The sequence below is a fragment of the Nocardia jejuensis NBRC 103114 genome (assembly GCF_001613145.1).
Classification (GTDB): Bacteria; Actinomycetota; Actinomycetes; order Mycobacteriales; family Mycobacteriaceae; genus Nocardia; species Nocardia jejuensis.
Genome location: NZ_BDBU01000018.1, coordinates 319,012 through 343,536 on the forward strand (window position 1 = coordinate 319,012; position 24,525 = coordinate 343,536).

The following is a 24,525-nucleotide window of genomic DNA, read 5'->3' on the forward strand; positions in this document are numbered from 1 at the left end:
TCACTTGCCGAGCAGCCGATCCATGACGGCCAGGGTGTCGTGTGCGGCATCGAATACGATGCCGTCCTTCGTCCCGGCTCGTGCGGCGAGATCGGCGGCCAGGCCGACGTCCTTGCGCAGCAATCCGGACGCATGCGCGGCGATGCTACCCAGTCCGCTGCCCGCGATCACCCGGCCCAGCGCGAAGCTGTTCGCCGTGCCGTGAGAGATCAACTCTCCCAACCGCTTCGGATCGAGACCGAGGCTCTCCCCGAGTTCCAGGGTGCTCACCGCCGTGGCGAGATTGGCGGTGAAGAGCAGATTATTGATGATCTTGGTGACCTGTCCCGCCCCGACCTCGCCGAGACGGACCACCAGCCGCGCATAACTGTCGAACACCGGGCGGCACCGCTCGACGACCGCGTCCTCGCCGCCAACCATGACCAGCAGCGTGCCCTCGGCGGCGGCCGGACCGCCGCCGCTGACCGGGGCGTCGATCAGCGAAACACCGTGGGAGCGGGCAGTTTCGGCGAGTTCCGCGCAGGTGTCCGGATGGATGGTGCTGTGCACGGCGATCACCCCGCCGGGCGCCAGTCCGGCGAGAATGCCGTCGGGCCGGGTGACGATGTCGCGGACATCGTCGTCGGAGACCACGCACAGGCACACCAGATCGCTGGCGGCCGCGAGCTCGGCGGGCGAGCTCGCGAACCCGGCCCCGCTGTCGCGGAACGGCTCCAGCGCCTCCGGCCGGCGTGCCCACAGGGTGGTGGGATGTCCCGCCTCGGCGATCCGGCGCGCCATCGGCCCGCCCTGGATGCCGAGCCCGATGAATCCGACCCGCATCAGTGTTCCTCCGTGATCGACTCGATGTGTGGTGCAACGGATTCGGTGGGGTGCTCGCCCTCGGGCGCGTCCGTCTCGGGCCGCCAGCACACGGCCAGCAGCCCCGCCGTCGCCGCGACGCCGATTCCCAGCGCGAGGGCTCCGCCGCTCCATCCGGTGACCTCGATATCGGCGAGCCGGTCCACGGAGAACCGACCAGGACCCAGCACCGCGATGGCCAGCGCCGCGGTCCCGAGCACCAGCACGTACTCGTATCCCTCACGGAAGACGAAGAATCCGTTGGCCCGGTGCGCGAGCAGTCCCGCGACCAGCATCACCGAGATCACGGCCGCGCACGCCAGGGGAGTCAGCAGCCCGAGCGCCAGCAGTGCGCCCGCGCCGATCTCGGTTATCACGCTGAACCACGCCTGGGCGATCGGGTAGCGCAGCCCGAGTCCGCCGAACCACCTCGCGGTGCCGACGATCCGGCCACCTCCGAGCCAGTGATTGACCCCGTGAGCGGCCATCGTGCCGCCCACCACCAGTCGAACCAGCAGCAGCGCGAGATCCGCCGCCATGGGCTCACCTCCACTCACGCTAGGTATTCCGGCCGCCGTTGACGCCGAGGATCTGCCCGGTGATGTACCCGGCCTCCTCCGAGATGAGGAAGGCGCACGCGGCGGCGATGTCTTCGGGTTGACCGACCCGGCGCACCGGTGTCCGTTTGATGTGGTCCTCGACGCTCCCGCCGAGCAGCCGCTTCTGTTCCGCCCCACGCAACATCGGGGTATCGATGAAGCCCGGCGGTACGGCGTTGACGGTGATGCCGGCCGGGCCGAGCTCCAGAGCGAGCGCTTTGGTCAGTCCGTTCACCGCCGATTTGGCCGAGACGTAGTGCGCCATGAACGGCTGCCCCGAATGTGCGCTGGAGGACGAGATATTGACGATTCGGCCCCAGCCCGCGTCCAGCATATCGGGCAGCACGGACTGGACGCAGTGAAAGACGCCGTGCAGGTTCACATCGATGACGCGCTGCCACTCCTGGAAGGACAGGTCGGCGAACCGCTTGAACCCGTCCAGCCCCGCCGCGTTCACCAGAACCGTGACCGGGCCGAGCTTTTCGCGGACGGCGGCGTGCGCGGCGAGCACCGCGGTGGCGTCGGTGACGTCGGCGGTGAAGGCCAGGTCGTCGTCGTGGACCGGGCGCAGATCCAGTGTGGCGACCGAATAGCCGTCGGCGCGAAGCCGTTTGGCGATGGCCTGGCCGATGCCCGAGCCGCCGCCGGTGACGATCGCGGTCTTGGTCGGAGCCGTCACGCCCAGGCCTCCTCGCCCGCGATGGTGGTGCGGTGCATCGTGCGCTGCGAAGCCGGATCGTAGGGCAGCGCGCGATGCAGCATGCCGGTGTTGTCCCAGACCACCACGTCGTCGACGGCCCATTCGTGGGTGTAGCGGAACCGCTCCTGCGAGGTCCATTCCAGCAATTCGTCCAGCACGGAACGGCTCTCGGCCGCATCCATGCCGACGATGTGATCGGCGGTCGCGCCGATCACGAGCGAGCGGCGGCCGTCACGGCGCTGCCAGACCAGGGAGGTCTCGTGGCTGCGCAGTTGCCGCCACGCCGCCAGCTCCTTCTCCGACGGGTCCGGATGCGTGAGCCGTTGCGCCGCTTCGAAACTGTGCACCACCCGCAGCTGCTCGTAGCGCTTCTGTTCCTGTTCGGGCAGTGCCTCGAACGCGGCATAGGTGCTGGCGAACTCGGTACCGCCCCCGACCATGGCCACGTGCCGGGCGGTGAGCATGGTCGCCTTGGCGGGGACCTCGTTGGTGGTGTCGTCGATGTGCCAGTGGAACGTGCTCTTGAGGTATTCGGCCGAGGGCTGCACGGCCGGGTCGAGCGAGATCTTGAAGATCTCCCGGCCCGCCGGCGCCAGGACCGCGCCGAGTCGCCGGCTGAAGGCCAGTTGCGACTCGTCGTCGAGGTGCAGGCCCCGGATCAACAGGACGCCTCGCCAGGTCAGGGCCTCCAGGCAGCGGCTGATCACGGCTTCGTCGAGCAGGTCCTCGACGCCGGTGACCTCCACGCCCAGAGCTGGGCTGAGCGCTCTCGTCTGAATCACAAGAATCTCCCTTCCATCATAGGAGAACGGTACTCTCGCAAATTGCTCGACGGCAAGTCCCGTCTGGTCCGCTGCGTACCGGCCGGTTGCGAGGGTGGGCGGTGATCGCTCTCGACTGTGATGGGGGTTACGGAAAGTGGGTTCGCTGGCTAGAGTTCCCGAAAGTGATTGTCTGATTCTCCAGCTATGAGAATCTAGTTTTCAGAGATCCAGGAGGCGGGATGCACACGCAGGACCAGGCGCCGTCGGGCACCGGACAGACGGACGACCAGGCGCGGGGTCTGGGGCGGAGACTGCTCATCGACGGGCAGCTCGTGGAAGCGGAGCGCACCTTCGCCTCCCTCAACCCCGCCACCGGTGCGGTCCTCGGCCACGCTCCCGACGCCACCGTGACCGACGCGCGGACCGCCATCGCCGCGGCCCGCCGGGCCTTCGACACCACCGACTGGGCCACGAACACCGAACTGCGCGTGCGCTGCCTGGAACAGCTGCACCGAGCGCTGCTCGATCATCGGGAAGAGTTGCGCGAGTTGACGATCGCGGAGGTCGGCGCGACCCGCACACTCACGCTCGGCAATCAGCTCGACATTCCGATCGGCCTGGTGAGCTACTACGCCGATCTGCTGAAGAACCATGCGCTGACCGAGGAACTCCCCGAGATCGAGGCCCGCGGACAGCGGCACCGGCGCTGGGTCGAGAAGGAGGCGGCCGGCGTCGTCTCGGCGATCGTGGCCTACAACTACCCGAATCAGCTGGCGCTGGCGAAGCTCGCCCCCGCGCTGGCCGCGGGCTGCACCGTCGTACTCAAGGGTGCGCCCGACACCCCGCTGATCACCCAGGCGCTGGGCGAGCTGATCGCCCGCTACACCGAGATTCCCGCGGGCGTGGTGAATGTCCTGTCCTCCTCGGAGGTTTCGGTCGGCGAGGTGATGACCACCCATCCGGACGTGGACATGGTGACCTTCACCGGTTCCACCGTGGTGGGCCGCCGCATCATGGCCGCGGCCGGCGACAGCCTCAAGAAGGTATTCCTCGAACTGGGCGGCAAGTCCGCCATGATCGTGCTCGACGACGCCGACTTCGACACCACCGCGATGTTCGCGGCCTTCAGCGTCGCCACCCACGCCGGGCAGGGCTGCGCGCTCACCACCCGCCTGCTGGTGCCGCGCGAGCGCCACGACGAGATGGTCGCGAAGGTCGCGGCGATGTTCGGCAACGTCCGCTACGGCGATCCCAGCGATTCGAAAACCTATATGGGACCGCTCATCAGCGCGCGTCAGCGCGACAAGGTCGACGGCATGGTGCAGCGCGCCGTCACCACGGGCGCGACCCTGGTGACCGGCGGAACCAAGGTCGACCCGGGCTTCTTCTACACCCCGACCCTGCTGGCCGGTGTGGATCCGGACAGCGAGATCGCGCAGGAGGAGGTCTTCGGACCGGTGCTCGTGGTGATCCCGTTCGAGGACGACGAGGAGGCGGTGCGCATCGCCAACAACTCCATCTACGGACTCTCCGGTGGTGTGTTCAGCGCCAGTGACGAGCGCGCGCTCGCCGTCGCCCGCCGGATCCGCACCGGCACGATGAGCATCAACGGCGGCAACTACTTCGCCGCCGACGCGCCCTTCGGCGGATACAAGCAGTCGGGCATCGGTCGCGAGTCCGGCGTGGCGGGGCTCGAAGAGTTCTTGGAGCGCAAGACTTTCGCGGCGGTGATCCGATGAAGCCGCTGGAGGGTTTCCGGATACTCGAGGTCGCGATGTACGGATTCGTTCCCTCGGCGGGCGCGGTGCTCGCCGAATGGGGCGCGGAGGTGATCAAGATCGAGCACGCGGTGACCGGCGATCCGCAGCGCGGATTGCGGCGCACCGGAGCGTTCGAGGTGCGGGGCGATCCGAATCCCAACTGGGAGCACGCCAATCGAGGCAAACGCAGCGTCGGGCTCGACATGTCCGCACCCGAAGGGCGCGAAGTCCTCTATGAGCTGGTCCGTCGGTCGGATGTCTTCCTGACCAGCTTCCTGCCCGAGCATCGGCGCAAGTTCGGCATCGACGTGGACGATATCCGTGCGGTGAACCCGAACATCGTCTACGCGCGCGGCAGTGCGCTCGGCCCGCGCGGTGCGGAATCGGGCCGCGGCGGGTACGACATGACCGCGTTCTGGGCGCGTGGCGGCATCGCCGCCAGCCTCACGCCCGCCGGGGTGGAGGGCATGGTGCCGCCGCCCGGTCCGGCCTTCGGCGACACCATTTCCGGGACGAATCTCGCCGGGGGCATCACCGCGGCGCTGCTGAAGCGCGAGCGCACCGGCGAACCGTCGATCGTCGATGTGTCCCTGCTGGGCAGTGGCGTGTGGTCGATGGGCCACGGGGTCGCGCTCTCGGTGCATCTGGACAAGCCGATGGTGCCGCCCCCGCTGGGTGCGCACGGATCGCCGACCAATCCGCTGTCGGGGCTGTATGCCACCGCGGACCGGCGCTACCTCTCGTTCGTCATGATGCAGCCCGGCAAGTTCTGGGCCGACGTGTGCAAACACATCGACCGCCCGGAGTTGGCGCAGGATCCGCGCTTCGCGACCGGTGAGCAGTTGGCCGCCAATACCGCCGCGGCCGTGCAGATCCTGCACGAGGTGATCGCCACGCGCACCCTCGCCGAATGGTCCGAGCGCTTCGCCACCCTGGCCGGACCGTGGGCGCCGGTGCAGGATTCGCGGCAGGTGGCCGACGACGCGCAGGTGCGGGCGAACGAATACCTGGTGCGGGCAGGCGAATTGGAGCTGGTCGCCAACCCCGTGCAGTTCGACGTCACCGCCCCGGTCATCGGCCCGGCCCCGGAGTTCGCGGCCCAGACCGAGGAAGTGCTGATCGAGCTCGGTCTGGATTGGGACCGCATCATCGCGTTGAAGACCGCCGGCGCGGTCACCTAGCCGTGCCGGCGCAGTAGGAGAGTGGAGTAGCCCGATGCCGTACATCGCCGCGATGGGAACATATCTGCCGTGCTGGGGGACCGCCGGGCACCGGGTGCCCGGCGACGACGAGGACGCGGTGACGCTGGCCGTGGAGGCCGGGCGGGCCGTCCTCGACGCCGGGGCGGGCGCGGCGCACGTGGTGGTGCTGGTGAGCCGGGACCTGCCACTGCTGGAGGGCGGCAACGCCGCAGCGCTGCTCGCGGGGCTCGGGCTCGATCCCGAATTGGAGGTCGTGGAGCGCCTCGGCGGCGCGCCCGCCGCGCTGGACGCGGTGAGCTCGGCGCGGCCGCGCACACTCGTCATCGGCGTGGATCTGGAACCGGCCGGTGCGGTGGCGGTGCTGACCGCCGATCGCGGCCTGGAAGTGCGTACGGCAGCGCGTATCTCGCGCAGTCTGCCGGTGCGCACCCGCAGCGCCGCCGGTGATGTGCACGACTACGGCGATCCGCGGCTGCTGCACGCGCGGGGGCTGCTGGCCTCGTTCGAGGCGGCCTGGCTGGACGTGCCCGTCGCGGTGGCGGGCGTCGAGCACGAGCGCGCGGTCGCGCTCTGCGCCGGAGATCCGGTGCCGCTGCCCACTTTCGGCGCGAGCGCGGGTCTTTTCGCACTCGCGGCCTTGGCGGAGGCGGGCACGACCGGGCCGCTGGTCGGCGTGGAGCAGGGGAGTCTGTCCGGCGTCGCGGTAGCGGGCGGCACCGCGGTCGTGCACCGCCGTGAACCGGCCGCCCGGCCCAAACCCGAGAGCGTGCAGCGCCCCGGGGCCGAGCTGCTCATCTCCCTGGCGGCCTACGAGCGGGCCTTCGAGGCCAAGGTGCGCTGGGTCGCCGGAAAGCACCAGGACAGTGCGGAATTGGATTTCCCGCCGCGCTATCGCGTGGGGGAGGACGGCGCCCTGAGCACCCATTACACCCTCGAACCGCTGCCCCGCACCGGCACCGTCTACACCGAGGTGACCGTCCACGTCCCGGTCCCCGGCCTCAAGACCCCCTACTCCCTGGTCATCGTCGAACTCGACGAGGTCGGGGTGCGCGCCCTGGCCAAGGTGACGGGCACCGAGCCGGGCACCGTCGATATCGGCGACCGCGGCCGCATGGTGCTGCGCCGGGTGGCGGTGCGCTCGGGTGTTCCGGACTACGGCTACGCCTTCGAACCGGATCAGCGGGTTCCGGCATGACGAGCGCGGGGTGGAACCGCGGGAACACGAGTGGTCGGTGCGCTGGGCGGCGGCAGCGCACCTGTGGCGGAAAGGACACGGTATGAAGAAGGTCGCGATCGTGGGCGCGGGTATGACCGCGTTCGCGGAGCATTTCGCACTGGGAATCAAGGATCTGTTGCCGATGGCGTTCGCCGAGTGCGCAGCCACGGTCGACAAGGGTTTGGCCAAGGCCGACATCCAGGCCGCCTGGTTCGGCGAATGCGGTACCGCGGACGGCTTCCCATCCGGGATTCTGGCCGACACGCTGGGACTGCCGCACATTCCGGTCACGCGCATCGAGAACGCCTGTGCGACCGGGCATGACGCACTGCGGAACGCGCTGTTCGGAATCGCCTCCGGCGCATGTGATGTGGCGCTGGTGCTGGGTGCGGACAAGCTGCGCGAGTCGGCCTCGAAGGACATGCTCTGGGGCTGGGAGGCGATGTCGCGCGACAACGCCTGGGACTACCCGCTGGGGCTGGTGTCGCCCGCCGAATTCGCGCTGCACGTCACCCGGTACCTGCACGAGTCGCCCGCGACCCGGGAGCACCTCGCCATGGTGGCGGTGAAGAACCACCGCTTCGGGGCTCGTAATCGCAAGGCGCGCTTGCAGTTCGAGATCACCATGGAGCAGGCGCTCGCCGCGCCGACGGTGGTGACCCCGTTCGGGCTGTACGACTGCGCGCCCCAGAGCGACGGCGCCGCCGCGCTGGTACTGGCCTCGCAGGACGTGGTGGATCGCTATACGGATCGGCCGGTGTGGGTGCGCGGCGTGGGCTTGGGGCTGGATTCGGTGATGCACCAGCACAAGCGGGACATGACGACGTTCCCGGCCAGTGTGCGGGCCGCCCGGCACGCCTTCGGCATGGCCGGTCTGACTCCCTCGGACGTGGATGTGGCGGAGGTGCACGACTTCTTCACCGGGGTCGAGCTGATGAGCTATGAGGACCTCGGTTTCGCCGAACGGTTCGAGGCGTACAAGCTCGTCGAGTCCGGCGCGACCGGGCCCGGCGGCTCACTCCCCGTGAACACGAGCGGCGGTCTCAAATCCAAGGGACATCCGCCGGGGGCCACCGGCGTCGCACAGTGCGTCGAGCTCTTCGAGCAGCTGCGCGGCACCGCCCGCAACCAGGTGGACGGAGCGCGAATCGGTCTGGCTCACAACGTCGGCGGGCCGACCGCCGTGGCCGCTGTGACCCTGCTCGAGGGACCGGGGCGGTAGCCGTGGGTGAGGTGGTCGCTCTGGTCCGCGGCGGCACGGGCCGGCGGCGTGCGGTACTTCAGCAGGCCGGACGGCACGCCGGTCCCGACGGGTCGGTGCACGTGGTCTGCGACGGCTCGCTGACGGTGAAACTGTCCGGCGCGTTCGCGCTCAGCGGCCTCGTGATCGATGCCGAACACTTGGAGTGCGCGAACTTCGTGCAGACCGCGGACACGCTCGCGCCGTACGGGTGCGGATGGACCTGGTCACATGTGGTGCTGGGAGCGCGGGCCGAAGCGTTCGCGCTGGCGGCGCGGCTCTCCGCGCCGCTGGTGCTGCCCGGTCGATACGGCCTCCGACCCTGGATGCCGAAAGCCTTGTCCGCGAGGCTCGTCGGCTGAGTCCGTGCGCGAGGCTCAGCCACCGATCGCGTCGTCGGCGAAGCCGGATTCGAGGGCTCGCAGGGCCGATTCCAGATAGGTCGTCAGCGGAATCTCGTACTGTTGAATCCAGCATTCGTACGCGGCGCGGCAGGCCGCGAGCGTGGCCCGGCCGACCGTGAGCGGATGAATCGAATCCGCCGGTTGTCCCGTGCGCGCCGCGACGAAGTCGCTGATGGCCCGTTCCCAGGTGTCATAGCGCAGGGCGGCGCTCGCGATCAGGTCCGGAGTGGAGGTCAGCAGCCGAATGCGCTGGCGCAGTTCGGGTTCGTCCTGGGTGCGCGTGTGATTGACCGCCATGACCGCTCTTCGGATGGAGGTCATGATTCCCGCCTCGGGAGTCGTCTGTGCCAGGGCCGCGCGAATGGCCGCGACCTCCCGTTCGAAACCGTGCCAGAGCACATCCGGCTTGGAGTCGAAGTAGCGGAAGAAGGTGCGCCGGCTCACCCCGACCGCCGCGGCGATCTGGTCCACGGTCGTGTGCTCGAACCCCTGCTCGCTGAACAGTCCCAGGGCCACGAGTTCGAGGCGGCGGCCGCTCGTGCCGGGCGGGCGGCCCCTGCGAATAGTGCTTGTCACATCGTAAGAATCACATTATCTTGAGTGAGAACGCAATTATCGTCACGGGGTGCCACAACGCGAACCGTGACAGAACCCGCAGGGAGTTGCCATGAGCAGGAATGTGTCCGACAGCAGCGGCGAGGACTCCGTGCTGGCCGATGAGGTTCTCGTGGAAGAGGTGTCGATCGACGGAATGTGCGGTGTCTACTGACCCGCGGCGGACCTTCGAGCTGGACGTCGCCTGGGGGCTGTCGGAGCAGGTCTCGGTGCGGCCGGAGCGGTTCGGCGCACTGCTGTACCACTTCGGCACCCGGCGACTGTCGTTTCTGAAGAGCCCCATGCTGTTTCAGGTGGTCCGGACGCTGGCCGACTCCGCGTCCGCGCGGCAGGCGTGCGTGCTCGCCGGGGTCACCGAGGCCGAACTTCCCGCCTATCGCAACGCCCTGGCCGGACTGGCCGCCACCGATATGATCCGGAAGAGGGATGCCGCATGACCGCCGCACCACTGCCTCTGGTCGAGCAATTCCAATCCGGCCTCGACGCGCCGATCTGCCTGACCTGGGAACTCACCTACGCCTGCAATCTGTCCTGCGTGCACTGCCTGTCGAGCTCGGGGCGACGAGATCCCCGGGAATTGACCACGGCCGAATGTCTCTCGCTCATAGACGAATTCGAGCGGATGCAGGTGTTCTACGTGAACATCGGCGGCGGCGAGCCGACGGTGCGGCCCGATTTCTGGGAGATCGTCGACTACGCCACCGACCACCACGTCGGGGTGAAGTTCTCCACCAACGGGGTGCGGATCAACCCGGCCGCGGCCGCGCGCGTCGCCACCAACAGCTATGTGGACGTGCAGATCTCGCTGGACGGCGCCACCGAGGCGGTGAACGACGCGGTGCGCGGCACGGGCTCCTACGCCACCGCGATCCGGGCCTTGGAACTGCTCGCCTCCGCGGGCGCGCAGGGTGTCAAGCTCTCGGTCGTGATGACCCGGCACAATGTCGGCCAGCTGGACGGCTTCCTGGCCATCGCCGACCTGTTCGACGCGCAGTTGCGGCTGACTCGTCTGCGGCCCTCGGGGCGGGGCGCGGACAGCTGGGACGATCTGCATCTGCGGCCCGAACAGCAACGCACACTGTACGACTGGCTGCTCGAGCACGGTGATCGAGTCCTCACCGGTGACTCGTTCTTCCACCTCGCCGCCTATGGTGAAGCCCTGCCGGGCCTGAACCTGTGCGGCGCCGGTCGAGTGGTGTGCCTGGTCGATCCGATCGGCGATGTGTACGCCTGCCCGTTCGCCATCCACGACGAGTTCAAGGCCGGGAACATCCGCACCCCGGGCGGTTTCACCCGGATCTGGCGTGAATCGGAGCGATTCGCCGATCTGCGCCGTCCGCAGACAGGTGGCGCGTGCACCTCCTGCTCGGCGTTCGACAGTTGCCGGGGCGGCTGCATGGCCGCGAAGTTCTTCACCGGCCTGCCGCTGGACGGACCCGATCCGGAATGCGTTCGCGGACACGGGGAATCGGCGCTGCTGGCGGCGGACCGCGCCCGCGCCCCGCGCCCGTCGCAGGATCACTCCCGCAAGGGCCGCTCGGTGGCGATCGGCATGCCCGGCCTGCTCGGCAGACCCACGATACCGGCGCGCGCGTGTGACGAGAGCCCGCTGGCCGGGTTGCGCATCCCCGGACGTCCATCGTGACCGCGGTACGGCGACTCGCCGACCTGGCGTGGCCCGAGGTTCACGAGCTGGCCGCGAACGGCGCCCTGCTCGCGATTCCGCTGGGCGCCACCGAGCAACACGGCCCGCACCTGCCGCTGTCCACCGATACCGAGGTGGCGATCGCCCTGTGCGAGGCGCTCGCGCACTCGCGAGACGATGTGGTCATCGCACCTGCCGTACCGTACGGATCGAGCGGCGAGCACATCGGATTCGCGGGCACACTGTCCATCGGCCAGGATGCCACCGAGCTGGTAATCACCGAATTGGGCCGCTCGGCGTGCGAAACCTTCGCCCACGTGCTGTTCGTCTCCGCGCACGGCGGCAACGCCGGACCCCTGACCCGCGCGGTCGCACGCCTGCGCGTCGAATCCCGCGACGTGCGCGCCTACACCCCGGCCTGGGACGGCGACCCGCACGCCGGTCACATCGAGACGGCCATCATGCTGACCCTTCGCCCGACCACCGTTCGCATGGACCGTGCGGAGACCGGCAACACCAGACCGCTGCGGGAACTCATGCCACAGCTGCGCGAGCACGGTCTGCGAGCGGTCACCGAGAACGGAATCCTCGGCGACCCCCTTGGCGCGACCGCGTTCCACGGTGATCTTCTCCTGGGCCGCCTGGCCGCCGCCCTGTCGAGGGAAGTATCGGCTTGGCGTGCAACGGAACCCGCATGACCGGCCGCGTCGCGATCGTCACCGGTGCGGGCCGCGGCATCGGTGCGGCCACCGTCCACCAGCTCGCCGACGCGGGCTGGTCCGTCCTGGCCGTCGACCGGGGAACCCCGGACCCCGACCTGCCATATGAACTCGGTAGCGGCACGGACCTCGAAGCCGTTGTAGCGGAGGCGAACCGGCGGGCGAGTGCGGCGCACGCGGGTGCTGCGGGACGCTCGCGCACCGAGCGGGGCGAACGCGCTGCCGATCGGTTGTCTCCGGCGGGACACCCGGTGCGGGCATGGTTCGCGGATGTCCGCGATCCGAACGCACTGGTCGAGGCCGTGGCCGCCGCGGAATCCGAATGGGGCGGTGTGGACGCCGCCTTCGCGGTGGCCGGGGTGATCGCCGGCGGGGTGCCGTTGTGGGACATGCCGATCGAGCAGGAACGCGCCGTGCTGGACGTCTGCCTCGGCGGGGTGATCAACCTGGCTCGGGCCGCTGTTCCGGCGCTGCTGCGTCGTCCGGAGCCGCGCTCGGGCCGGTTTCTGGCCGTCGCGTCCGCCGCGGCGACCAAGGGGTTGCCGATGCTGGCTGTGTACTGCGCCGCGAAAGCCGGTGTGGCCGGGCTGGTCCGGTCCCTGGGCGCGGAACTGGGCGGCACGGGGATCACCGCGAACGCGGTGAGTCCGGGTTCCACCGACACCGCGCTGCTGACCGAGACCGCCCGGCTGTACGGGCTGCCGACCGCGAAGGGGTTCGCCATGCAGCAGCCGATCGGCCGACTGCTCGAGCCCGGTGAGATCGCCTCGGTGCTGACCTTTCTGGCCGGAGCCGGTGCCGATGCCGTGACGGGTGCGACGGTGGCCGTGGACGGGGGACTGGCGCTGTGACGACCCCACTGCCCGAGGGCTTCCGGATCATCCTCGATGCCGACGTGCGGACGCTCGGCGATCGGCTCTGGTGGGGTGGATCGCCGAGTCGGCTGCTGCGGTTCACCGAGGCGGGATACGGCGCGTGGCAGGAACTTCGGGCCGGAGCGGTACTGACCCCGGCGATGGGAAGGCTGGCACGGCAGCTCACCGACGCGGGCCTGGCGCATCCGCGCCCACCGCGCAGGGCGGCACCGGCCGATATCACCGTGGTGATTCCGGTGCGGGATCGCCCGGAAATGCTCGGCCGCTGCCTGGACGCGCTGGGTGACCGCTATCCGGTCGTGGTGGTCGACGACTGCTCCGCCGATGCCTCGGCGGTGGCGAGGGTCGCGGCCCGGCCGGGTGTGACGCTGCTGCGGCACGAGATCAACCAGGGCCCGGCAGTCGCCCGAAATACCGCTTTGCACAGGGTGCGGACCGATCTGGTGGCGTTCCTCGACAGTGATTGCGTACCGGGCCCGGAGTGGCTCGAACGGCTCGCCGAGCATTTCGCGGATCCGATGGTAGGGGCCGTCGCCCCGCGCGTGACCGCCCTGCACCCAGACGAACGATGCGCACTCGATCGTGGTGTCCGCGCGGCGCGGGTGCTGCCGAACGCGCGCGTGTCCTTCGTTCCCGCCGCGGCCTTGCTGGTCCGCCGAGGCGCACTGTACGACATCTCCACACCCGACGGTGTCTTCGACCCGGATCTGCGCTATGGCGAGGACGTCGATCTGGTGTGGCGACTGCACGCGGCCGACTGGCGGGTGCGCTACGACCCGAGTGTGCGAGTGGCGCACGAGGAACCGATGGGATCGCGGCGATTGCTCGCACGCCGATTCCGCTACGGCGGCTCGGCCGCGCCACTGGCATCGCGACACCCCACCGCGCTCTCGCCGCTGATCGTCTACGGGTGGTCGGCAGCGACGGTGCTCGCGCTGCTGCATGGGCGGCCGGTCGCGGCCCTGGCGCTGTTCGGCGGATGCCTGGCCGGTACCGGCTCGACCCTGCGCCGAGCGGGCGTGCCGACCGGGCACGCGCTGCGACTGACAGCGGGCGACGTGTTCCGCACCTGGACCGGAATCGCCCGGTACAGCACACAATTCACTCTCCCGCTGCTGCTGATCGCCGTCCCCGCACGCGGCCGCCGAGCGCTGTTCTGGTGGTCGATGGGCGCTCTGCTGCTCGGGCGCATCGCGGGCGAACCCACCGCGGGCAACCCGTTGCGGACCACCCCGGCCGTCCTGGCCGACGACCTCGCCTACGGCCTGGGCGTCGTCGCCGGATGCGTACGCGAGAAGACCACGATCCCGCTGCGGCCCACAGTGATTCACCGCTGGCGTCGTACCGAACAACGAACCGTACCGAGGAGTTCCCGATGACCGACAGCTGGATCGAATCCGTCGAGGAGGCGCGGCGCCGCGCCCGCAAACGCCTGCCACCCTCGGTGTACAGCGCCCTGTGGGCCGGATCGGAGAAGGGCGTCACGCTGCGTGACAATGTCGAGGCGTTCGCGGAGATCGGGTACGCCCCGCGCACGGCCGGACTGTCGGACAAGCGTGATCTGGCGACAACCGTGCTGGGCCAGGATATTTCGCTTCCGGTCCTGATCTCACCGACCGGGGTGCAGGCCGTCCATCCCGAGGGGGAGGTCGCCGTCGCGCGCGCCGCCGCCGCCCGGGGCACGGCCCTGGGATTGAGCTCGTTCGCGAGCAAGCCGGTGGAGCAGGTCCTCGAGGCCAACCCCAAGACCTTCTTCCAGATCTACTGGATCGGCACCCGCGACGACATGCTGCGCCGCCTCGAGCGCGTCCGCACCGCCGGTGTCGCCGGAGTGATCCTCACCCTGGACTGGTCCTTCGCGCACAGCCGGGATTGGGGGAGTCCGCACATTCCGGAGAAGGTCACCGTTCGCGAGGCGCTGCGTTTCGCGCCCGAGGCGCTGCGCCGCCCGCGCTGGCTGGCCACCTACGCCCGCAGCGGCGGCGTGCCGGACCTGACCGTCCCGAACATGGCCGACGAGAACGGCACGGTGCCCACGTTCTTCGGCGCGTACGGGCAGTGGATGGGTTCACCACGCCCGACCTGGGAGGACGTGGCCTGGCTCCGTGCGCAGTGGGCGGGGCCCTTCCTGCTCAAGGGCGTCATCCGGGTCGACGAGGCGCGCCGGGCCGTCGATGCCGGAGTCACCGCCATCTCCGTGTCCAACCACGGTGGCAACAATCTCGACGGAACTCCCGCCGCGATCCGCGCACTGCCCGCCATCGCGGAGGCCGTGGGCGATCAGATCGAAGTGCTGCTGGACGGTGGCATCCGGCGAGGCAGCGACGTCGTGAAAGCGGTCGCGCTGGGTGCGCGCGCGGTCATGATCGGCCGGGCCTACCTGTGGGGCCTCGCCGCGAACGGCCAAGCGGGCGTCGAGAACGTGCTCGACATCCTGCACGCCGGAATCGACTCGACGCTACTGGCGCTGGGGCACAGCTCGATTCACGATCTCGGTCGCGACGACGTGCTCCTGCCTCCGGGCTTCGAGCGCGTACTCGGGGCGGAGGCCCGGGGTCGATAGCCCTCCCGCGTCCCTCACCCGCCACGTCGATCACGGCATCGGCTCCTCGACCATCGAGAGGCCGATGCCGTTCGTCGTCGGCGGGGACCTGCTCACCGTGCCGCGAGATACACCGGCCGCCCGCCGACGATGGTGGCGGCGACCAGTTCGGCGCCGGAGGCGGGGTGCGCGGTGATGTCCTGTGGCGACGCGGACAGCAGGGTGAGATCGGCCACCACGCCCGGCGTCAGGGTCCGGGGCACCGCGGGCCGGTCCGGACGTCCGAAGAACATCTGGAGGGCGCGCAGCAGCGGAACTGCCTCTCCGGCACCGGAATTCACTTGGCGTGTGGTCGCGGCCGCCAGGATGCGCCACGGGTCGGGTGCGCCGAACGGTGCGTCGCTGCCGGCGGCTATCGCGACACCGTGCTTCACGAGCGAGCCCAGCCGCCACAGATCCGGCCGGTCCTCCTCGGGAACGTCGCGGGCGTACTGCACGGCTCGCTCGATCGGAAAGTGCGGCTGTGTCACCACCGTCAACGCATGGGCGCGCAGATGATCCACCACCGAATCCGGCACTATCGCACCGTGTTCGATGCGGTCGCCCGGTCGTGAACCCACCGTGTCGAGCGCCGCGAGGGTGAGCACGAGCTGTATTCGCGTCACGCAGTGCACGGCCACCGGGCGGCCCGACTCGTGTGCGTCGCGGATGGTGCCGGCCAGATCGTCGAGCGCAGGGAGGGTCGTGTCGTCCAGCAGAATCTTGGTGGGCCCCAGCGTGAAGCGCTCGACCCGTGGGTCGGCGGTCGCCGGGGGAGCCATGCAGTGCAGGCGCTGCACGATCCTTCCGTCGTGCACCGCCGCCGCCAATCCCGTCACCTCGTGCTGCGCGAGACCTGGTGTGGCATCGGTGAATCCGGTGATTCCGTACCGCGCGGCCCGGTCGCTGACGGCCGCGAGATCCAGGGGCAGCGAGGGGATCCGCTCACCCAGCCAGGAATCCATCCGCCAGAGTCGACCCGTGAGCCGCCCCGCCGCGTCGCGTTCGACGCCGGGGACCTCGCACCCGTCGAGATCGATCTGCGCGCACGCGGCCGAGTTCAGTATCCACAGCGCCCCGCTGCGATGCTGGATCCGGACCGGACGACCCGGCAGGGCGCGATCGAGCACCCGCCGATTCAGCGACCCGGCCACCGATTCGTGATAGCCGATTCCCCGAATCCATTGCCCCGCGGGCAATTGCGCGTCCACCCGGTGCAGCTCGGCGATCAGACCGCCCAGATCCACGATCCGTTCCGGTCCCAGCGGCACCGAATCCTGGAGCGCGGCCAGTGCGCGCAGATGAATGTGATGATCGTGCAGCCCCGGCAGCAGCCAGCCGCCGCGTGCGTCGATATCGTCCTCGCCGGGAAGCGGCCGCAATGACGTCCCGCACTCGACGATGTGTCCGCCCGTGCACCGGACGTCGGTATGGCCGCCACCGAAGACCTGAGCGCGGCGTATCAGCATCGAATGCTGTGTGGCCGAACGAGATACGGTCATGATGCGGTCGGAGGCCGTGGCGGCAGCACGGGCTGATCGCGTTCGAGGAAAGCGCATTCCACGATCCATCCATCGCCCTGCGGCAATACCCGGTGCGGCCCGTGATCGATCGGCGCGGCGGTCGCGAATGCCGCCGAGGTATCGCACATCGACAGATCGATCAGCACCCCGCCGCCCGCTCGCACCGCGGTCGACACGGCCAGCGCCGCACTCATTCCGGTCAGCGGATCGGCGATCGCGTCACCACAGAACACGGGCTCCTCACCACACCACCCGACCAGCCCGCCCGCCGCCGCGGCGTCATCACCGAACGCGACCCGCATCGGGTTGTCCCGCCCATATCCGGTGAGACTCAACCACACCCGCCCGGGCCGATGCGCGAGCTCCTGCGGAGCGAGCCCGAGTTGCGCCAGCGCGCGCGGCCGAGACGCCTCGATCACCACATCCGCCGCCTCGATCAGCCCCGCCAACTCGCTCCGGCCGGCGGCGGACCGGAAGTCGACAGAGCGGAACTCGTGTCCCTCGTGCAGGTAGCCGAACAACTCCGGGCTTCCCGCCCGCGCGCCGTCGGGCCGATGCGTACTCTCCACCTTCACGACCCGGGCTCCCGCCGCCCCGAGCAGCCGCGCACACAGCGGTCCCGCCCACAGCGACGACAGATCGACCACCAGGCAGTCCCGCAGCGTCGCCGCCGGATCCACTTCGGCGATGCGGGACGACCTCCACGGCAGAGTATTTCGCTCCCCGAACGGCGAATCCGCACCTGGCCTCGACGGCACGGCGAACCGTCGCCGGGAGGCGAACTCGATACCGGCGAGTGGTGGCACCACCACTCGCCGGTGTGCCGGGGGTTCTCCGGCAGGGGTCTGCCTCGGCGACGTGGTTCGAGAGTCGGTCGACGGCGATGTCGGGGAAGTGAGTATTCGTGACCTCGGCGGTACGGCGGCCGCGGGCACACCGAGCAACTGGGCACGCTCGGCGAGGGCCTGCGCCGGCCAACGCCGTGCCTCGGACATCAGCGATGCCCACGCGTCCGCTCGCGCAGCGGTGCCGAGCATCGCCGGAACCGCGTCGAAATCCTCCGGCCGGGACAGCGTCATCGCACACCAGCCGTCCTTGGTCCGGAGCAACCTGCTCGCCCCGCCCGGCGAGCGCCTGCCGTCTCTGACGTTCCCAGACCACCCGGCCCGCCCGAATACCGTCGTCGCCGGGTCGATCACCACGGGCGCTCCGACGTCTCCGGTCACACCGGCGATACCGCGCGCGACCGCGCGGATCATCTCGTAGGCCGATGCCGGCGACATCAGCGGCACGCCGTCCCGGTGCCCGGTGAGCGCCATGCCCCCCGAAGCCGCCCAGCTCAGGACCGGACATCCGTGATCGTCGCCCCGGTGCGGAATCGAGTTGACGGACGACGTCGCCGCCGATTCGAACGGGTGCACCGAGTCCACCGTCCGGGCTGTCCGCTGAGCATCGAACCCGTTGCGGGGCAGGGGAGCTTCGATCGTTCGGTCTGCCTCGCTGCTCACATCACGCATCGCGTTCGTGAGTCTGGCACGGGCATCGGTGTGGCGGAGGCGGTGCGGTGCAGTGTGTTTCGCATCATTCACTCCGTGGAGTCCGAGACGTCGTCGACAAGCCCCCACCGAAGTGCTTCGCCCACGGACAGCGGCGTTCCGGTCAGCATGAGCCACGCGGCGCGCCACCGGCCGATTCGGCGCGGAACGCTGACAGTTCCGCCCGCGCCGGGAATCAGTCCCATGGCGACTTCCGGGAATCGGAACCAGCTGTCCGGCGAGGCGCAGACACGACCGCCGAACGCGGCCATCTCGACTCCCGCGCCGATACACGCTCCGTGCACCCGCACGGTCGACCGGTCGGCAATCCGATCCAGCACCCGCCATGGTGCACGATCCAGCCGCACCAGGTACGCGGCGACAGGGTCGACGGCAGCGCCGAATTCCCTCAGATCGCCACCACTGCAGAAAGCCGGCCCCGCACCACGGAGTTCGACCGACTCGATATCCGCATCCGCCTCGGCCACGGTCAGCGCAGCGAGCAACTCTTCACGCATTCGAATACTCAGCGCATTTCGCCGCGCGGGATTATTCAGCACGATCGAGAGGTGCGAACCCGCACGCCGTACCCCAACCATGTGGCCTTCCGGCGCCATTTCGCTTACTGGAATGGCGCTACCGGCCGCTGGTTCGCTGTCGACCAGTGGGTCGGTGCCGGTGGTGACGACGCTGTGCGGGAGCGGGCCGCGAACTGGAACGATATCGCCGCCCACGATCAGCTTTCCGCCCGCGGCAACACGTTGCCCGGCTGAATCTCGCTCGATCAGCCAGCGTTCGAATTCGTTGCCGCCCAGCAACATCGAGTAGGCCGCGGCCTCGGCGGCGAGCGCCGAGGTGATGCTCGCGCCGCCGCCGGTGCGACGCAGCAGGTGTCCGCAGGTCAGCGCGGTCTGAGGCGAACGAGCGACCGCGGCGGCAAGCTGAACGAGGGCCGCGTCGATATCGGGCACCGGCACAAGATGGCGTGGTGGATTCTCCGCGTGGAAGCCGGTGGGCGCCGGTGTTCGGGTGTCGGTGAGCGTCAGAGTGAGCGCGTCCAGCAAAAGGGAGAGGTCCGCAGTGGCCGTGTGCCGGAGCACACCCACGGTGAGCGGAAGGCATTCGTGCAGAACCGCGGCCGCGCGCGCGATGGTTGCGGGGTCGGACGCTGCCAGGTGATCGAGTTCGATTATCAGCAGCGGCGATTCGGGAACACCGGCGGAGGAGAGTTCCAAACCCGCGTGCAGCAACTGTGCGCGGATCGCTTCGACCTGGTCGGATCCCGTCGCGTGCGTGAACATCGGCGGGACCTCCTCTGACCGCTGGGCCGGTTGTCGATTCACGGTGAGAATTATGTTTGCTGATTGGGAGAGCTATGTTATCGCGACGCTGTTCCACTGGGAAGGGGTAGTCATTCGCGCTGTGAAACCCCACGCGAGCACAGATTCCACACCTCGTCCGCGGAGATCGCGTGCGGCCCGTTGCGGTCGGGATTGCCGGGGGACTGGGCGGTGAACATGACCGTTTGCATGACCAGGGCCGCCATGCGACGCGGTGTGATGTCCGGGCGCACATCGCCGGTGGCTTGGGCCTGGGTCATGAGATCGGTGAACAGTGCCAGCAATCCGGCATGTGCGATCTTGACCTGCGCGGGATGGGTGGCCAGCAGCTGTGGTGCGAAGTCGGTGAACAGGGGACGCCGGGTTTCGGGATCCGGTCGGCAGCGCTCGAACAGCAGCTCGACGGCGATTCGCAGGCGGTCCAAAGGTTCCGCCGTGTCCGCGGTGTCGGCTCGGATCTGCTCCGCGGACTGATTGAGGGCGTCTTCGAAGAGTGCCAGCAGCAATTCGTGTTTGCCGTCGAACTGGAGGTAGAAGCTGCGCAGAGACTGGCGGGAACGGTCGACGACCTCCTGGACGGTGAGGTCGGTGGTGCCCTTTTCGTTGATTATCGCGCGGGCGGCATCGAGGAAGCGTTGAACACGTACCTCGGCGCGCAGTTTGGCGGTGCGCAGCGAGCGCTCGACGGCCCGCTGTTTCCAGGCCGGCTCGTCGGTTGGACTGGTGGTCACGGTCGCTTCGCTCCTCCACCTATGAGATCCTAGATTTCGTAATGAGAGAATCTAATTCTCCGATTGTTGCACACGGCCACGGTCCCGGACCGGCCTATGAGGAGCTCCCGATGAATATTCGCTACGAGGTCGCGGACAAGGTAGCGACGATTACGCTCGATCGCCCCGAGGTGGCCAATGCCCAGAATGCGGCACTGCTGGACGAGCTCGATGCCGCCTGGCAGCGCGCCGCGTACGACGACGACGTCGCCGTCATTCTGCTGCGCGCCGAGGGCAAGCACTTCTCCTCCGGTCACGATATGAAGGGCGACAGCTCCGCGCCCCGGCCGGACAAGATCACCCTGGATCTGCTCTACAACATCGAATCCCGCCGCTACCTGGAGTATTCGCTGCGCTGGCGGAATGTGCCCAAGCCCTCCATCGCCGCGGTGCAGGGCCGGTGCATCGCGGGCGGGCTGCTGCTGTGCTGGCCGTGCGATCTGATCATCGCCGCCGACGACGCGCAGTTCTCCGACCCGGTGGTGCTCATGGGCATCGGCGGTGTCGAATACCACGGGCACACCTGGGAACTCGGGCCGCGCAAGGCAAAGGAGATGCTGTTCACGGGTCGGTCCGTGAGCGGCGCCGAGGCCGAGCGGTTCGGGATGGTGAACAAGGTGGTGCCGCGCGCGGAACTCGATGCCGAGGCGCTCGCGCTGGCACACGAGATCGCGAGGATGCCCACCTTCGGACTGCGCCAGGCCAAGCGCGCGGTGAATCAGACGCTCGATGTCCAGGGCTTCTACGCCGCGATCCAGTCGGTGTTCGACATCCACCAGACCGGACACGGAAACGCGTTGAGCGTCAACGGCTTTCCGATCCTGGTTGATCTGGAGCGGATGAAGGAATCCAACCGCTGAGGGGCCCGCGGTCCGGGTCGCCGAGACCCGGACCGGTCAGCGTCCGCGTTTGACCTGCGTGAACGGCACGTCCCGGTCGGCGGCGAACTCGCGCGGCATGCCCAGCAGGCGTTCGCTGATGATGTTGCGGGACATTTCTGTACTGCCGCCGGCCAGGCTCCACGCGGCGCGGAACAGGTAGTCCAGGCCGATACGATGCTCCGGATCGTGCGCACCCGCGGTGGCGGCCGCGGCTCCGGCGATCTTGACCGCCGTATCCGCCTGCAGCGACGCGTTCTCGGCGCTGAACACCCGCACGAGCGAACCGGCTGTCGGGGGCATCTCGCCCGTCGCTATCGCCTGCGAGACATGGGCGATGAGCTGATCGCGGACGATGCTGCGGGCTCGTGCCGCCCCGATGTCCTCGCGCACCCGGGGATCCTGGAGCCCGCCCACCGCGCGCGCCAGCTCGACGAGCGCCGTGACGTCGCCGCCCAGATGCGGCCGCGCGCCGCTGGTGTAGGGCGAGGTGCCCCCGACCGCGGCACGCTCGTGATTCAGCAGTCGCTGGGTGGCGGCCCACCCGCCGTCCACGGTGCCCAGCACCGCATCGGCGGGGAGCCGCACGTCGTCGAAGAACTCTTGGCAGAACTCGGTGGACCCGGTGACCTGTTTGATCCGCTGGATCGTCACGCCGGGCGCGTGGCACGGCACCAGGAACAGCGTCAGCCCATTGTGTTTGGGGACATCCCAATTCGTGCGCGCCAGACACAGGCCGTAGTCGGAGCCGTACGCGCCGGAACTCCAGATTTTGGAGCCGTTGAGCAGCCATTCCTCCCCGTCGCGGTCCGCGCGGGTGGTGAGACCGGCCAGATCCGAGCCGCCGCGCGGTTCGGAGAGGAACTGCGAGAGGATCTCCCGCCCGCGCAGGACCGCCGGCAGGTGGGCCAGTTTCTGCTCCTCGGTGCCCAGATCCAGGATGGTGGCCGCGCAGATCGCCAGCGTCGGCACATTGAGCACCAGCGGCATCTCGTAGCCGAGCGACTCCTCGGTGAAGGCACGCTGATGGGCGGGCGTGAGCCCTTGCCCACCATAGGCTTTCGGGAAACAGATCCCCGCGAAGCCGCCGTCGTACAGCAGCCCCTGGATCTCGCGAGCGCGCTCCCAGATCGCGTCGTCGTCCGCGCCGGTATAGGCCTTGGTCGTGGGCGCGAGAGTGTCCTTCAGCCAGCGCCGCGCCCGCTCACGGAACCCCTCGACGGATTCGATGACAGCATTCGGACCCTCACTCTCGGAGCCCCCGGCGGTGGGTCCTCCGCTGCCGCTTGCCGGACTCCCGATCTCCGGGGTCCGATCGTCCGTGGTGCCCATTGCGTCCGTGGTGTCCGTGGTCTCGTTGTCGATGGCGCTCATGCGGCGGTCTGCTCCAGGAATTCGGTGATGCGGCGGTACTGCTCCTCGGGCGTTCCGTACAGCGACCGTCCGAGGGTGACGCGCCGCAGGTACAGGTGCAGGTCGTGTTCCCAGGTGACCCCGATCCCGCCGTGCAGCTGCACACAGTCCTGCACGATGGCCGGGGTGCGTTCTCCGACATAGGCTTTCGCGACGGCGGCGCATTCCGGTGCGGAATCCGCGCCTTCGTCCCATGCCGCGGCCGCGGCCCACGCGGTCGCGCGGCAGGCCTCGAGCCAGGTCTTGTTGTCGGCCATCCGATGCTTGAGCGCCTGATAGGACGCCAGCGGCCGGCCGAAGGTGTACCGGTCGAACATCCACGCCACGGTGGCGTCGAAGGCACGATCGGTCGCGCCGACCATCTCGGCGGCGGTCAGGGTCGAGGCGACCTGCAGCTGCGCTCGGGCGGTCGCGGCGGCCTCCGGACCCCGCTGCACCACGGCGGCCGAACCGACGGACACATCGACGAATTCGACACTCGCCGTGGTTCGCACGAGATCGAGGGTCCAGGTCTCGGTGACGCTCACCCCCGGTGCGCTCGCGGGAATCAACAGCTGCACCGGTCCGTCCGGATCGTGCGCGGTGACCAGGAACAGATCGGCGTCGCGGCCGTACTCGACACGATCCTTGATCCCGTTCAGCCGGAAGCCTTCTCCGTCAGGGACGGCCACACACCCGGGAGCATTCAGATCGAGGCCGTGCCCCGGCTCGTAAACAGCCCAGGTGGCGATGGAGGCACCCGCCACGATGCCCGCGATCGCCTCGGCGAACCGCTCGCCGGCGCGCGCCAACCCGGCGAGCACGGCGCTGGTCGAGGCGAACGGACCGGGCGCACACGCCCTGCCGAATTCGCCGGAGAGTCCGGCGAGTTCGGACAGCGGCCGACCGGAAACACTCCCGCCGCCGAGGCTTTCGGGCACCAGCGGAGCGGTCCACCCGAGTTCGGCCCCGCGCCGCCACCATTCGCGATCGAGGCCGTGCGTGCTCTCGCCGAGCGCCCGCACGGTACCGAGTGGAACGGTGTCCGCGAGGAAATCCCGGGTGGTCTCCTGGAAGAGCCGCTGATCGGGGGTGAGTACGAGGTTCATGGATGCGGTGTCCTCCGAAAGCGCTGAGCGACTGGTCGATTCGGCTGGGTGGTCAGGCGGCGGACCAGGCGGCATCGACCGGGACTATCGCGCCGTTCACGAACGACGCGGCGTCCGAGGCGAGAAAGACCGCAACCTCGGCCATCTGCTCGGGCAGTGCCAGCGCCTGGGGGATCGCGATGATCGGCTGGTAGCGCTGCACGCCGACCGGGTCGAGTTTCGAGACGGCCTCGGCCAGACCGGTGAGAGTGGGACCGGGGAGAATGGCATTGCAGCGAATTCCCTTGTCGGCGTACGACCATGCGACATTGCGCGTGACTCCGACCACGCCGTGCTTGGAGGCGGTGTACGCGACCCCGGAGGCTCCGCCGCGGATTCCGGCCTCGGACGCGGTATTGACGATGGCCCCGCGTCCCCGCTCGAGCATGTGCGGGAGCACCGCCCGGGTCACCAGGAAGGTGCCGGTCAGATTCACCCGGATCACCCGATCCCACTCGGCCACGGACATCTCGGCGGGCAGCGCCATGGTGTCGATGATGCCCGCGTTGTTGCACAGCACGTCGATACGATCGAAGGCCGCTACGCCTCGGGCCACCAGCTGTTCCACGGAGTCCGCGTCGGCGATGTCCACTCGCACCGCGAGCGCGGCCGCACCGATGCTCGCCGCGGTCTTCTCCGCGCCGTCCGTATCCAGATCCGCCACCACCACCCGCGCGCCCTCGCGGGCGAAGGCGACCGCCATGGCCCGCCCGATCCCGGATCCGGCACCGGTGACGATGACGACTCGATTCTCGAAACTGGTGTGCACGAGAGTTTCC

25 protein-coding genes are annotated in these 24,525 nt (G+C 69.2%); 13 read left to right on the plus strand and 12 right to left on the minus strand.

Going from position 1 to position 24,525, the window contains the following annotated elements; translation table 11 throughout:
* Genes NJ1_RS15190 through NJ1_RS15205 form a run of 4 tightly spaced genes read right to left on the minus strand, consistent with a single transcriptional unit; the run spans position 1 to position 2,921 of the window.
* Entirely contained in the window at positions 1-822 is an 822-nt protein-coding gene (locus NJ1_RS15190) for an NAD(P)-dependent oxidoreductase (protein WP_067693722.1), read from the minus strand.
* A complete protein-coding gene (locus NJ1_RS15195) occupies positions 822-1,379 on the minus strand; it encodes a DoxX family protein (RefSeq protein WP_067693725.1) in 558 nt (185 codons plus the stop codon). The genes NJ1_RS15190 and NJ1_RS15195 overlap by 1 nt, the downstream gene beginning before the upstream one ends.
* A gap of 19 nt (positions 1,380-1,398) precedes the next feature.
* Positions 1,399-2,118, minus strand: a complete 720-nt coding sequence (locus tag NJ1_RS15200; RefSeq protein ID WP_067693728.1) for an SDR family NAD(P)-dependent oxidoreductase — start codon at positions 2,116-2,118, stop codon at positions 1,399-1,401.
* A complete protein-coding gene (locus tag NJ1_RS15205; protein ID WP_067693731.1) occupies positions 2,115-2,921 on the minus strand; it encodes a TauD/TfdA dioxygenase family protein in 807 nt (268 codons plus the stop codon). The genes NJ1_RS15200 and NJ1_RS15205 overlap by 4 nt, the downstream gene beginning before the upstream one ends.
* Before the next feature lie 221 nt (positions 2,922-3,142).
* Between NJ1_RS15205 and NJ1_RS15210 the strand changes: the two genes are divergently transcribed.
* The 5 genes from NJ1_RS15210 to NJ1_RS15230 all read left to right on the plus strand — a co-directional run bounded on the left by NJ1_RS15210 (position 3,143) and on the right by NJ1_RS15230 (position 8,683).
* On the plus strand, positions 3,143-4,642 hold the full coding sequence (locus NJ1_RS15210) for an aldehyde dehydrogenase family protein (RefSeq protein ID WP_067693734.1): 1,500 nt from the start codon (positions 3,143-3,145) through the stop codon (positions 4,640-4,642).
* Entirely contained in the window at positions 4,639-5,844 is a 1,206-nt protein-coding gene (locus tag NJ1_RS15215) for a CaiB/BaiF CoA transferase family protein (protein ID WP_067693737.1), read from the plus strand. The genes NJ1_RS15210 and NJ1_RS15215 overlap by 4 nt, the downstream gene beginning before the upstream one ends.
* A gap of 34 nt (positions 5,845-5,878) precedes the next feature.
* A complete protein-coding gene (locus NJ1_RS15220; RefSeq protein ID WP_067693740.1) occupies positions 5,879-7,060 on the plus strand; it encodes a Zn-ribbon domain-containing OB-fold protein in 1,182 nt (393 codons plus the stop codon).
* Between the two features lie 82 nt (positions 7,061-7,142).
* On the plus strand, positions 7,143-8,303 hold the full coding sequence (locus NJ1_RS15225; protein WP_067694017.1) for a thiolase C-terminal domain-containing protein: 1,161 nt from the start codon (positions 7,143-7,145) through the stop codon (positions 8,301-8,303).
* Between the two features lie 2 nt (positions 8,304-8,305).
* Complete coding sequence (locus tag NJ1_RS15230) at positions 8,306-8,683, plus strand: hypothetical protein (RefSeq protein WP_067693743.1); 378 nt, start codon at positions 8,306-8,308, stop codon at positions 8,681-8,683.
* A 15-nt stretch (positions 8,684-8,698) separates the two neighbouring features.
* Here NJ1_RS15230 and mftR read toward each other — a convergent pair whose 3' ends face one another.
* Positions 8,699-9,301, minus strand: coding sequence for a mycofactocin system transcriptional regulator MftR (gene mftR, locus NJ1_RS15235; RefSeq protein WP_067693746.1), 603 nt, complete (start codon positions 9,299-9,301; stop codon positions 8,699-8,701).
* A 91-nt stretch (positions 9,302-9,392) separates the two neighbouring features.
* On the opposite strand from mftR, the gene mftA reads away from it, so the two are divergent.
* Genes mftA through mftD form a run of 7 tightly spaced genes read left to right on the plus strand, consistent with a single transcriptional unit; the run spans position 9,393 to position 15,142 of the window.
* Positions 9,393-9,494, plus strand: a complete 102-nt coding sequence (gene mftA, locus NJ1_RS15240) for a mycofactocin precursor MftA (RefSeq protein ID WP_067693749.1) — start codon at positions 9,393-9,395, stop codon at positions 9,492-9,494.
* Positions 9,484-9,777: a mycofactocin biosynthesis chaperone MftB gene (gene mftB / locus NJ1_RS15245; RefSeq protein WP_067693752.1), complete on the plus strand. Its 294-nt coding sequence runs from the start codon at positions 9,484-9,486 to the stop codon at positions 9,775-9,777. The genes mftA and mftB overlap by 11 nt, the downstream gene beginning before the upstream one ends.
* Positions 9,774-10,985, plus strand: a complete 1,212-nt coding sequence (gene mftC, locus NJ1_RS15250; RefSeq protein ID WP_067693755.1) for a mycofactocin radical SAM maturase — start codon at positions 9,774-9,776, stop codon at positions 10,983-10,985. The genes mftB and mftC overlap by 4 nt, the downstream gene beginning before the upstream one ends.
* The gene (mftE, locus tag NJ1_RS15255) at positions 10,982-11,683 is read left to right on the plus strand and encodes a mycofactocin biosynthesis peptidyl-dipeptidase MftE (protein ID WP_067693758.1); all 702 of its coding nucleotides are present in this window, start codon (positions 10,982-10,984) and stop codon (positions 11,681-11,683) included. The genes mftC and mftE overlap by 4 nt, the downstream gene beginning before the upstream one ends.
* Positions 11,680-12,555, plus strand: coding sequence for an SDR family oxidoreductase (locus NJ1_RS15260; protein ID WP_067693761.1), 876 nt, complete (start codon positions 11,680-11,682; stop codon positions 12,553-12,555). Before mftE ends, NJ1_RS15260 begins: the two co-directional genes overlap by 4 nt.
* Positions 12,552-13,958 (plus strand): mycofactocin biosynthesis glycosyltransferase MftF, encoded by a 1,407-nt coding sequence (gene mftF / locus NJ1_RS15265; RefSeq protein WP_067693764.1) that lies wholly within the window; start codon positions 12,552-12,554, stop codon positions 13,956-13,958. Before NJ1_RS15260 ends, mftF begins: the two co-directional genes overlap by 4 nt.
* Positions 13,955-15,142, plus strand: a complete 1,188-nt coding sequence (mftD, locus tag NJ1_RS15270) for a pre-mycofactocin synthase MftD (RefSeq protein WP_067693767.1) — start codon at positions 13,955-13,957, stop codon at positions 15,140-15,142. Before mftF ends, mftD begins: the two co-directional genes overlap by 4 nt.
* 92 nt (positions 15,143-15,234) lie before the next feature.
* On the opposite strand, the gene NJ1_RS15275 is transcribed toward mftD, so the two are convergent.
* The 4 genes from NJ1_RS15275 to NJ1_RS15290 all read right to left on the minus strand — a co-directional run bounded on the left by NJ1_RS15275 (position 15,235) and on the right by NJ1_RS15290 (position 20,289).
* Positions 15,235-16,629 carry an amidohydrolase family protein gene (locus NJ1_RS15275; protein WP_169813142.1) on the minus strand — a complete coding sequence of 465 codons (1,395 nt, stop codon included), beginning with the start codon at positions 16,627-16,629 and terminating at the stop codon, positions 15,235-15,237.
* Between the two features lie 29 nt (positions 16,630-16,658).
* On the minus strand, positions 16,659-18,104 hold the full coding sequence (locus NJ1_RS15280) for a CoA transferase (RefSeq protein ID WP_218025200.1): 1,446 nt from the start codon (positions 18,102-18,104) through the stop codon (positions 16,659-16,661).
* A 164-nt stretch (positions 18,105-18,268) separates the two neighbouring features.
* A complete protein-coding gene (locus tag NJ1_RS40500) occupies positions 18,269-19,519 on the minus strand; it encodes an enoyl-CoA hydratase/isomerase family protein (protein WP_067693776.1) in 1,251 nt (416 codons plus the stop codon).
* Positions 19,520-19,629: 110 nt separating this feature from the next.
* Positions 19,630-20,289: a TetR/AcrR family transcriptional regulator gene (locus tag NJ1_RS15290; protein ID WP_067693778.1), complete on the minus strand. Its 660-nt coding sequence runs from the start codon at positions 20,287-20,289 to the stop codon at positions 19,630-19,632.
* A 110-nt stretch (positions 20,290-20,399) separates the two neighbouring features.
* Here NJ1_RS15290 and NJ1_RS15295 point away from each other — a divergent pair, with 110 nt between their 5' ends.
* The gene (locus tag NJ1_RS15295) at positions 20,400-21,188 is read left to right on the plus strand and encodes an enoyl-CoA hydratase (protein WP_067693781.1); all 789 of its coding nucleotides are present in this window, start codon (positions 20,400-20,402) and stop codon (positions 21,186-21,188) included.
* 36 nt (positions 21,189-21,224) lie between these two features.
* Here the strand turns inward: NJ1_RS15295 and NJ1_RS15300 are convergent, their stop codons facing one another.
* Genes NJ1_RS15300 through NJ1_RS15310 form a run of 3 tightly spaced genes read right to left on the minus strand, consistent with a single transcriptional unit; the run spans position 21,225 to position 24,515 of the window.
* The gene (locus NJ1_RS15300) at positions 21,225-22,580 is read right to left on the minus strand and encodes an acyl-CoA dehydrogenase family protein (RefSeq protein ID WP_245717395.1); all 1,356 of its coding nucleotides are present in this window, start codon (positions 22,578-22,580) and stop codon (positions 21,225-21,227) included.
* Entirely contained in the window at positions 22,577-23,707 is a 1,131-nt protein-coding gene (locus NJ1_RS15305; RefSeq protein ID WP_067693784.1) for an acyl-CoA dehydrogenase family protein, read from the minus strand. The genes NJ1_RS15300 and NJ1_RS15305 overlap by 4 nt, the downstream gene beginning before the upstream one ends.
* Before the next feature lie 52 nt (positions 23,708-23,759).
* Positions 23,760-24,515, minus strand: coding sequence for an SDR family NAD(P)-dependent oxidoreductase (locus NJ1_RS15310; RefSeq protein WP_067694023.1), 756 nt, complete (start codon positions 24,513-24,515; stop codon positions 23,760-23,762).
* Positions 24,516-24,525 lie beyond the last annotated feature (10 nt).

Coding starts and splice junctions, on each gene's coding strand:
- NJ1_RS15190 (WP_067693722.1), bottom strand. CDS start 822: ATGCGGGTCGGATTCATCGGGCTCGGCATCCAGGGCGGGCCGATGGCG.
- NJ1_RS15195 (WP_067693725.1), bottom strand. CDS start 1,379: ATGGCGGCGGATCTCGCGCTGCTGCTGGTTCGACTGGTGGTGGGCGGC.
- NJ1_RS15210 (WP_067693734.1), top strand. CDS start 3,143: ATGCACACGCAGGACCAGGCGCCGTCGGGCACCGGACAGACGGACGAC.
- NJ1_RS15215 (WP_067693737.1), top strand. CDS start 4,639: ATGAAGCCGCTGGAGGGTTTCCGGATACTCGAGGTCGCGATGTACGGA.
- NJ1_RS15220 (WP_067693740.1), top strand. CDS start 5,879: ATGCCGTACATCGCCGCGATGGGAACATATCTGCCGTGCTGGGGGACC.
- NJ1_RS15225 (WP_067694017.1), top strand. CDS start 7,143: ATGAAGAAGGTCGCGATCGTGGGCGCGGGTATGACCGCGTTCGCGGAG.
- mftA (WP_067693749.1), top strand. CDS start 9,393: ATGAGCAGGAATGTGTCCGACAGCAGCGGCGAGGACTCCGTGCTGGCC.
- mftC (WP_067693755.1), top strand. CDS start 9,774: ATGACCGCCGCACCACTGCCTCTGGTCGAGCAATTCCAATCCGGCCTC.
- NJ1_RS15260 (WP_067693761.1), top strand. CDS start 11,680: ATGACCGGCCGCGTCGCGATCGTCACCGGTGCGGGCCGCGGCATCGGT.
- mftD (WP_067693767.1), top strand. CDS start 13,955: ATGACCGACAGCTGGATCGAATCCGTCGAGGAGGCGCGGCGCCGCGCC.
- NJ1_RS15275 (WP_169813142.1), bottom strand. CDS start 16,629: ATGCTGATACGCCGCGCTCAGGTCTTCGGTGGCGGCCATACCGACGTC.
- NJ1_RS40500 (WP_067693776.1), bottom strand. CDS start 19,519: ATGTTCACGCACGCGACGGGATCCGACCAGGTCGAAGCGATCCGCGCA.
- NJ1_RS15295 (WP_067693781.1), top strand. CDS start 20,400: ATGAATATTCGCTACGAGGTCGCGGACAAGGTAGCGACGATTACGCTC.
- NJ1_RS15300 (WP_245717395.1), bottom strand. CDS start 22,580: ATGAGCGCCATCGACAACGAGACCACGGACACCACGGACGCAATGGGC.
- NJ1_RS15305 (WP_067693784.1), bottom strand. CDS start 23,707: ATGAACCTCGTACTCACCCCCGATCAGCGGCTCTTCCAGGAGACCACC.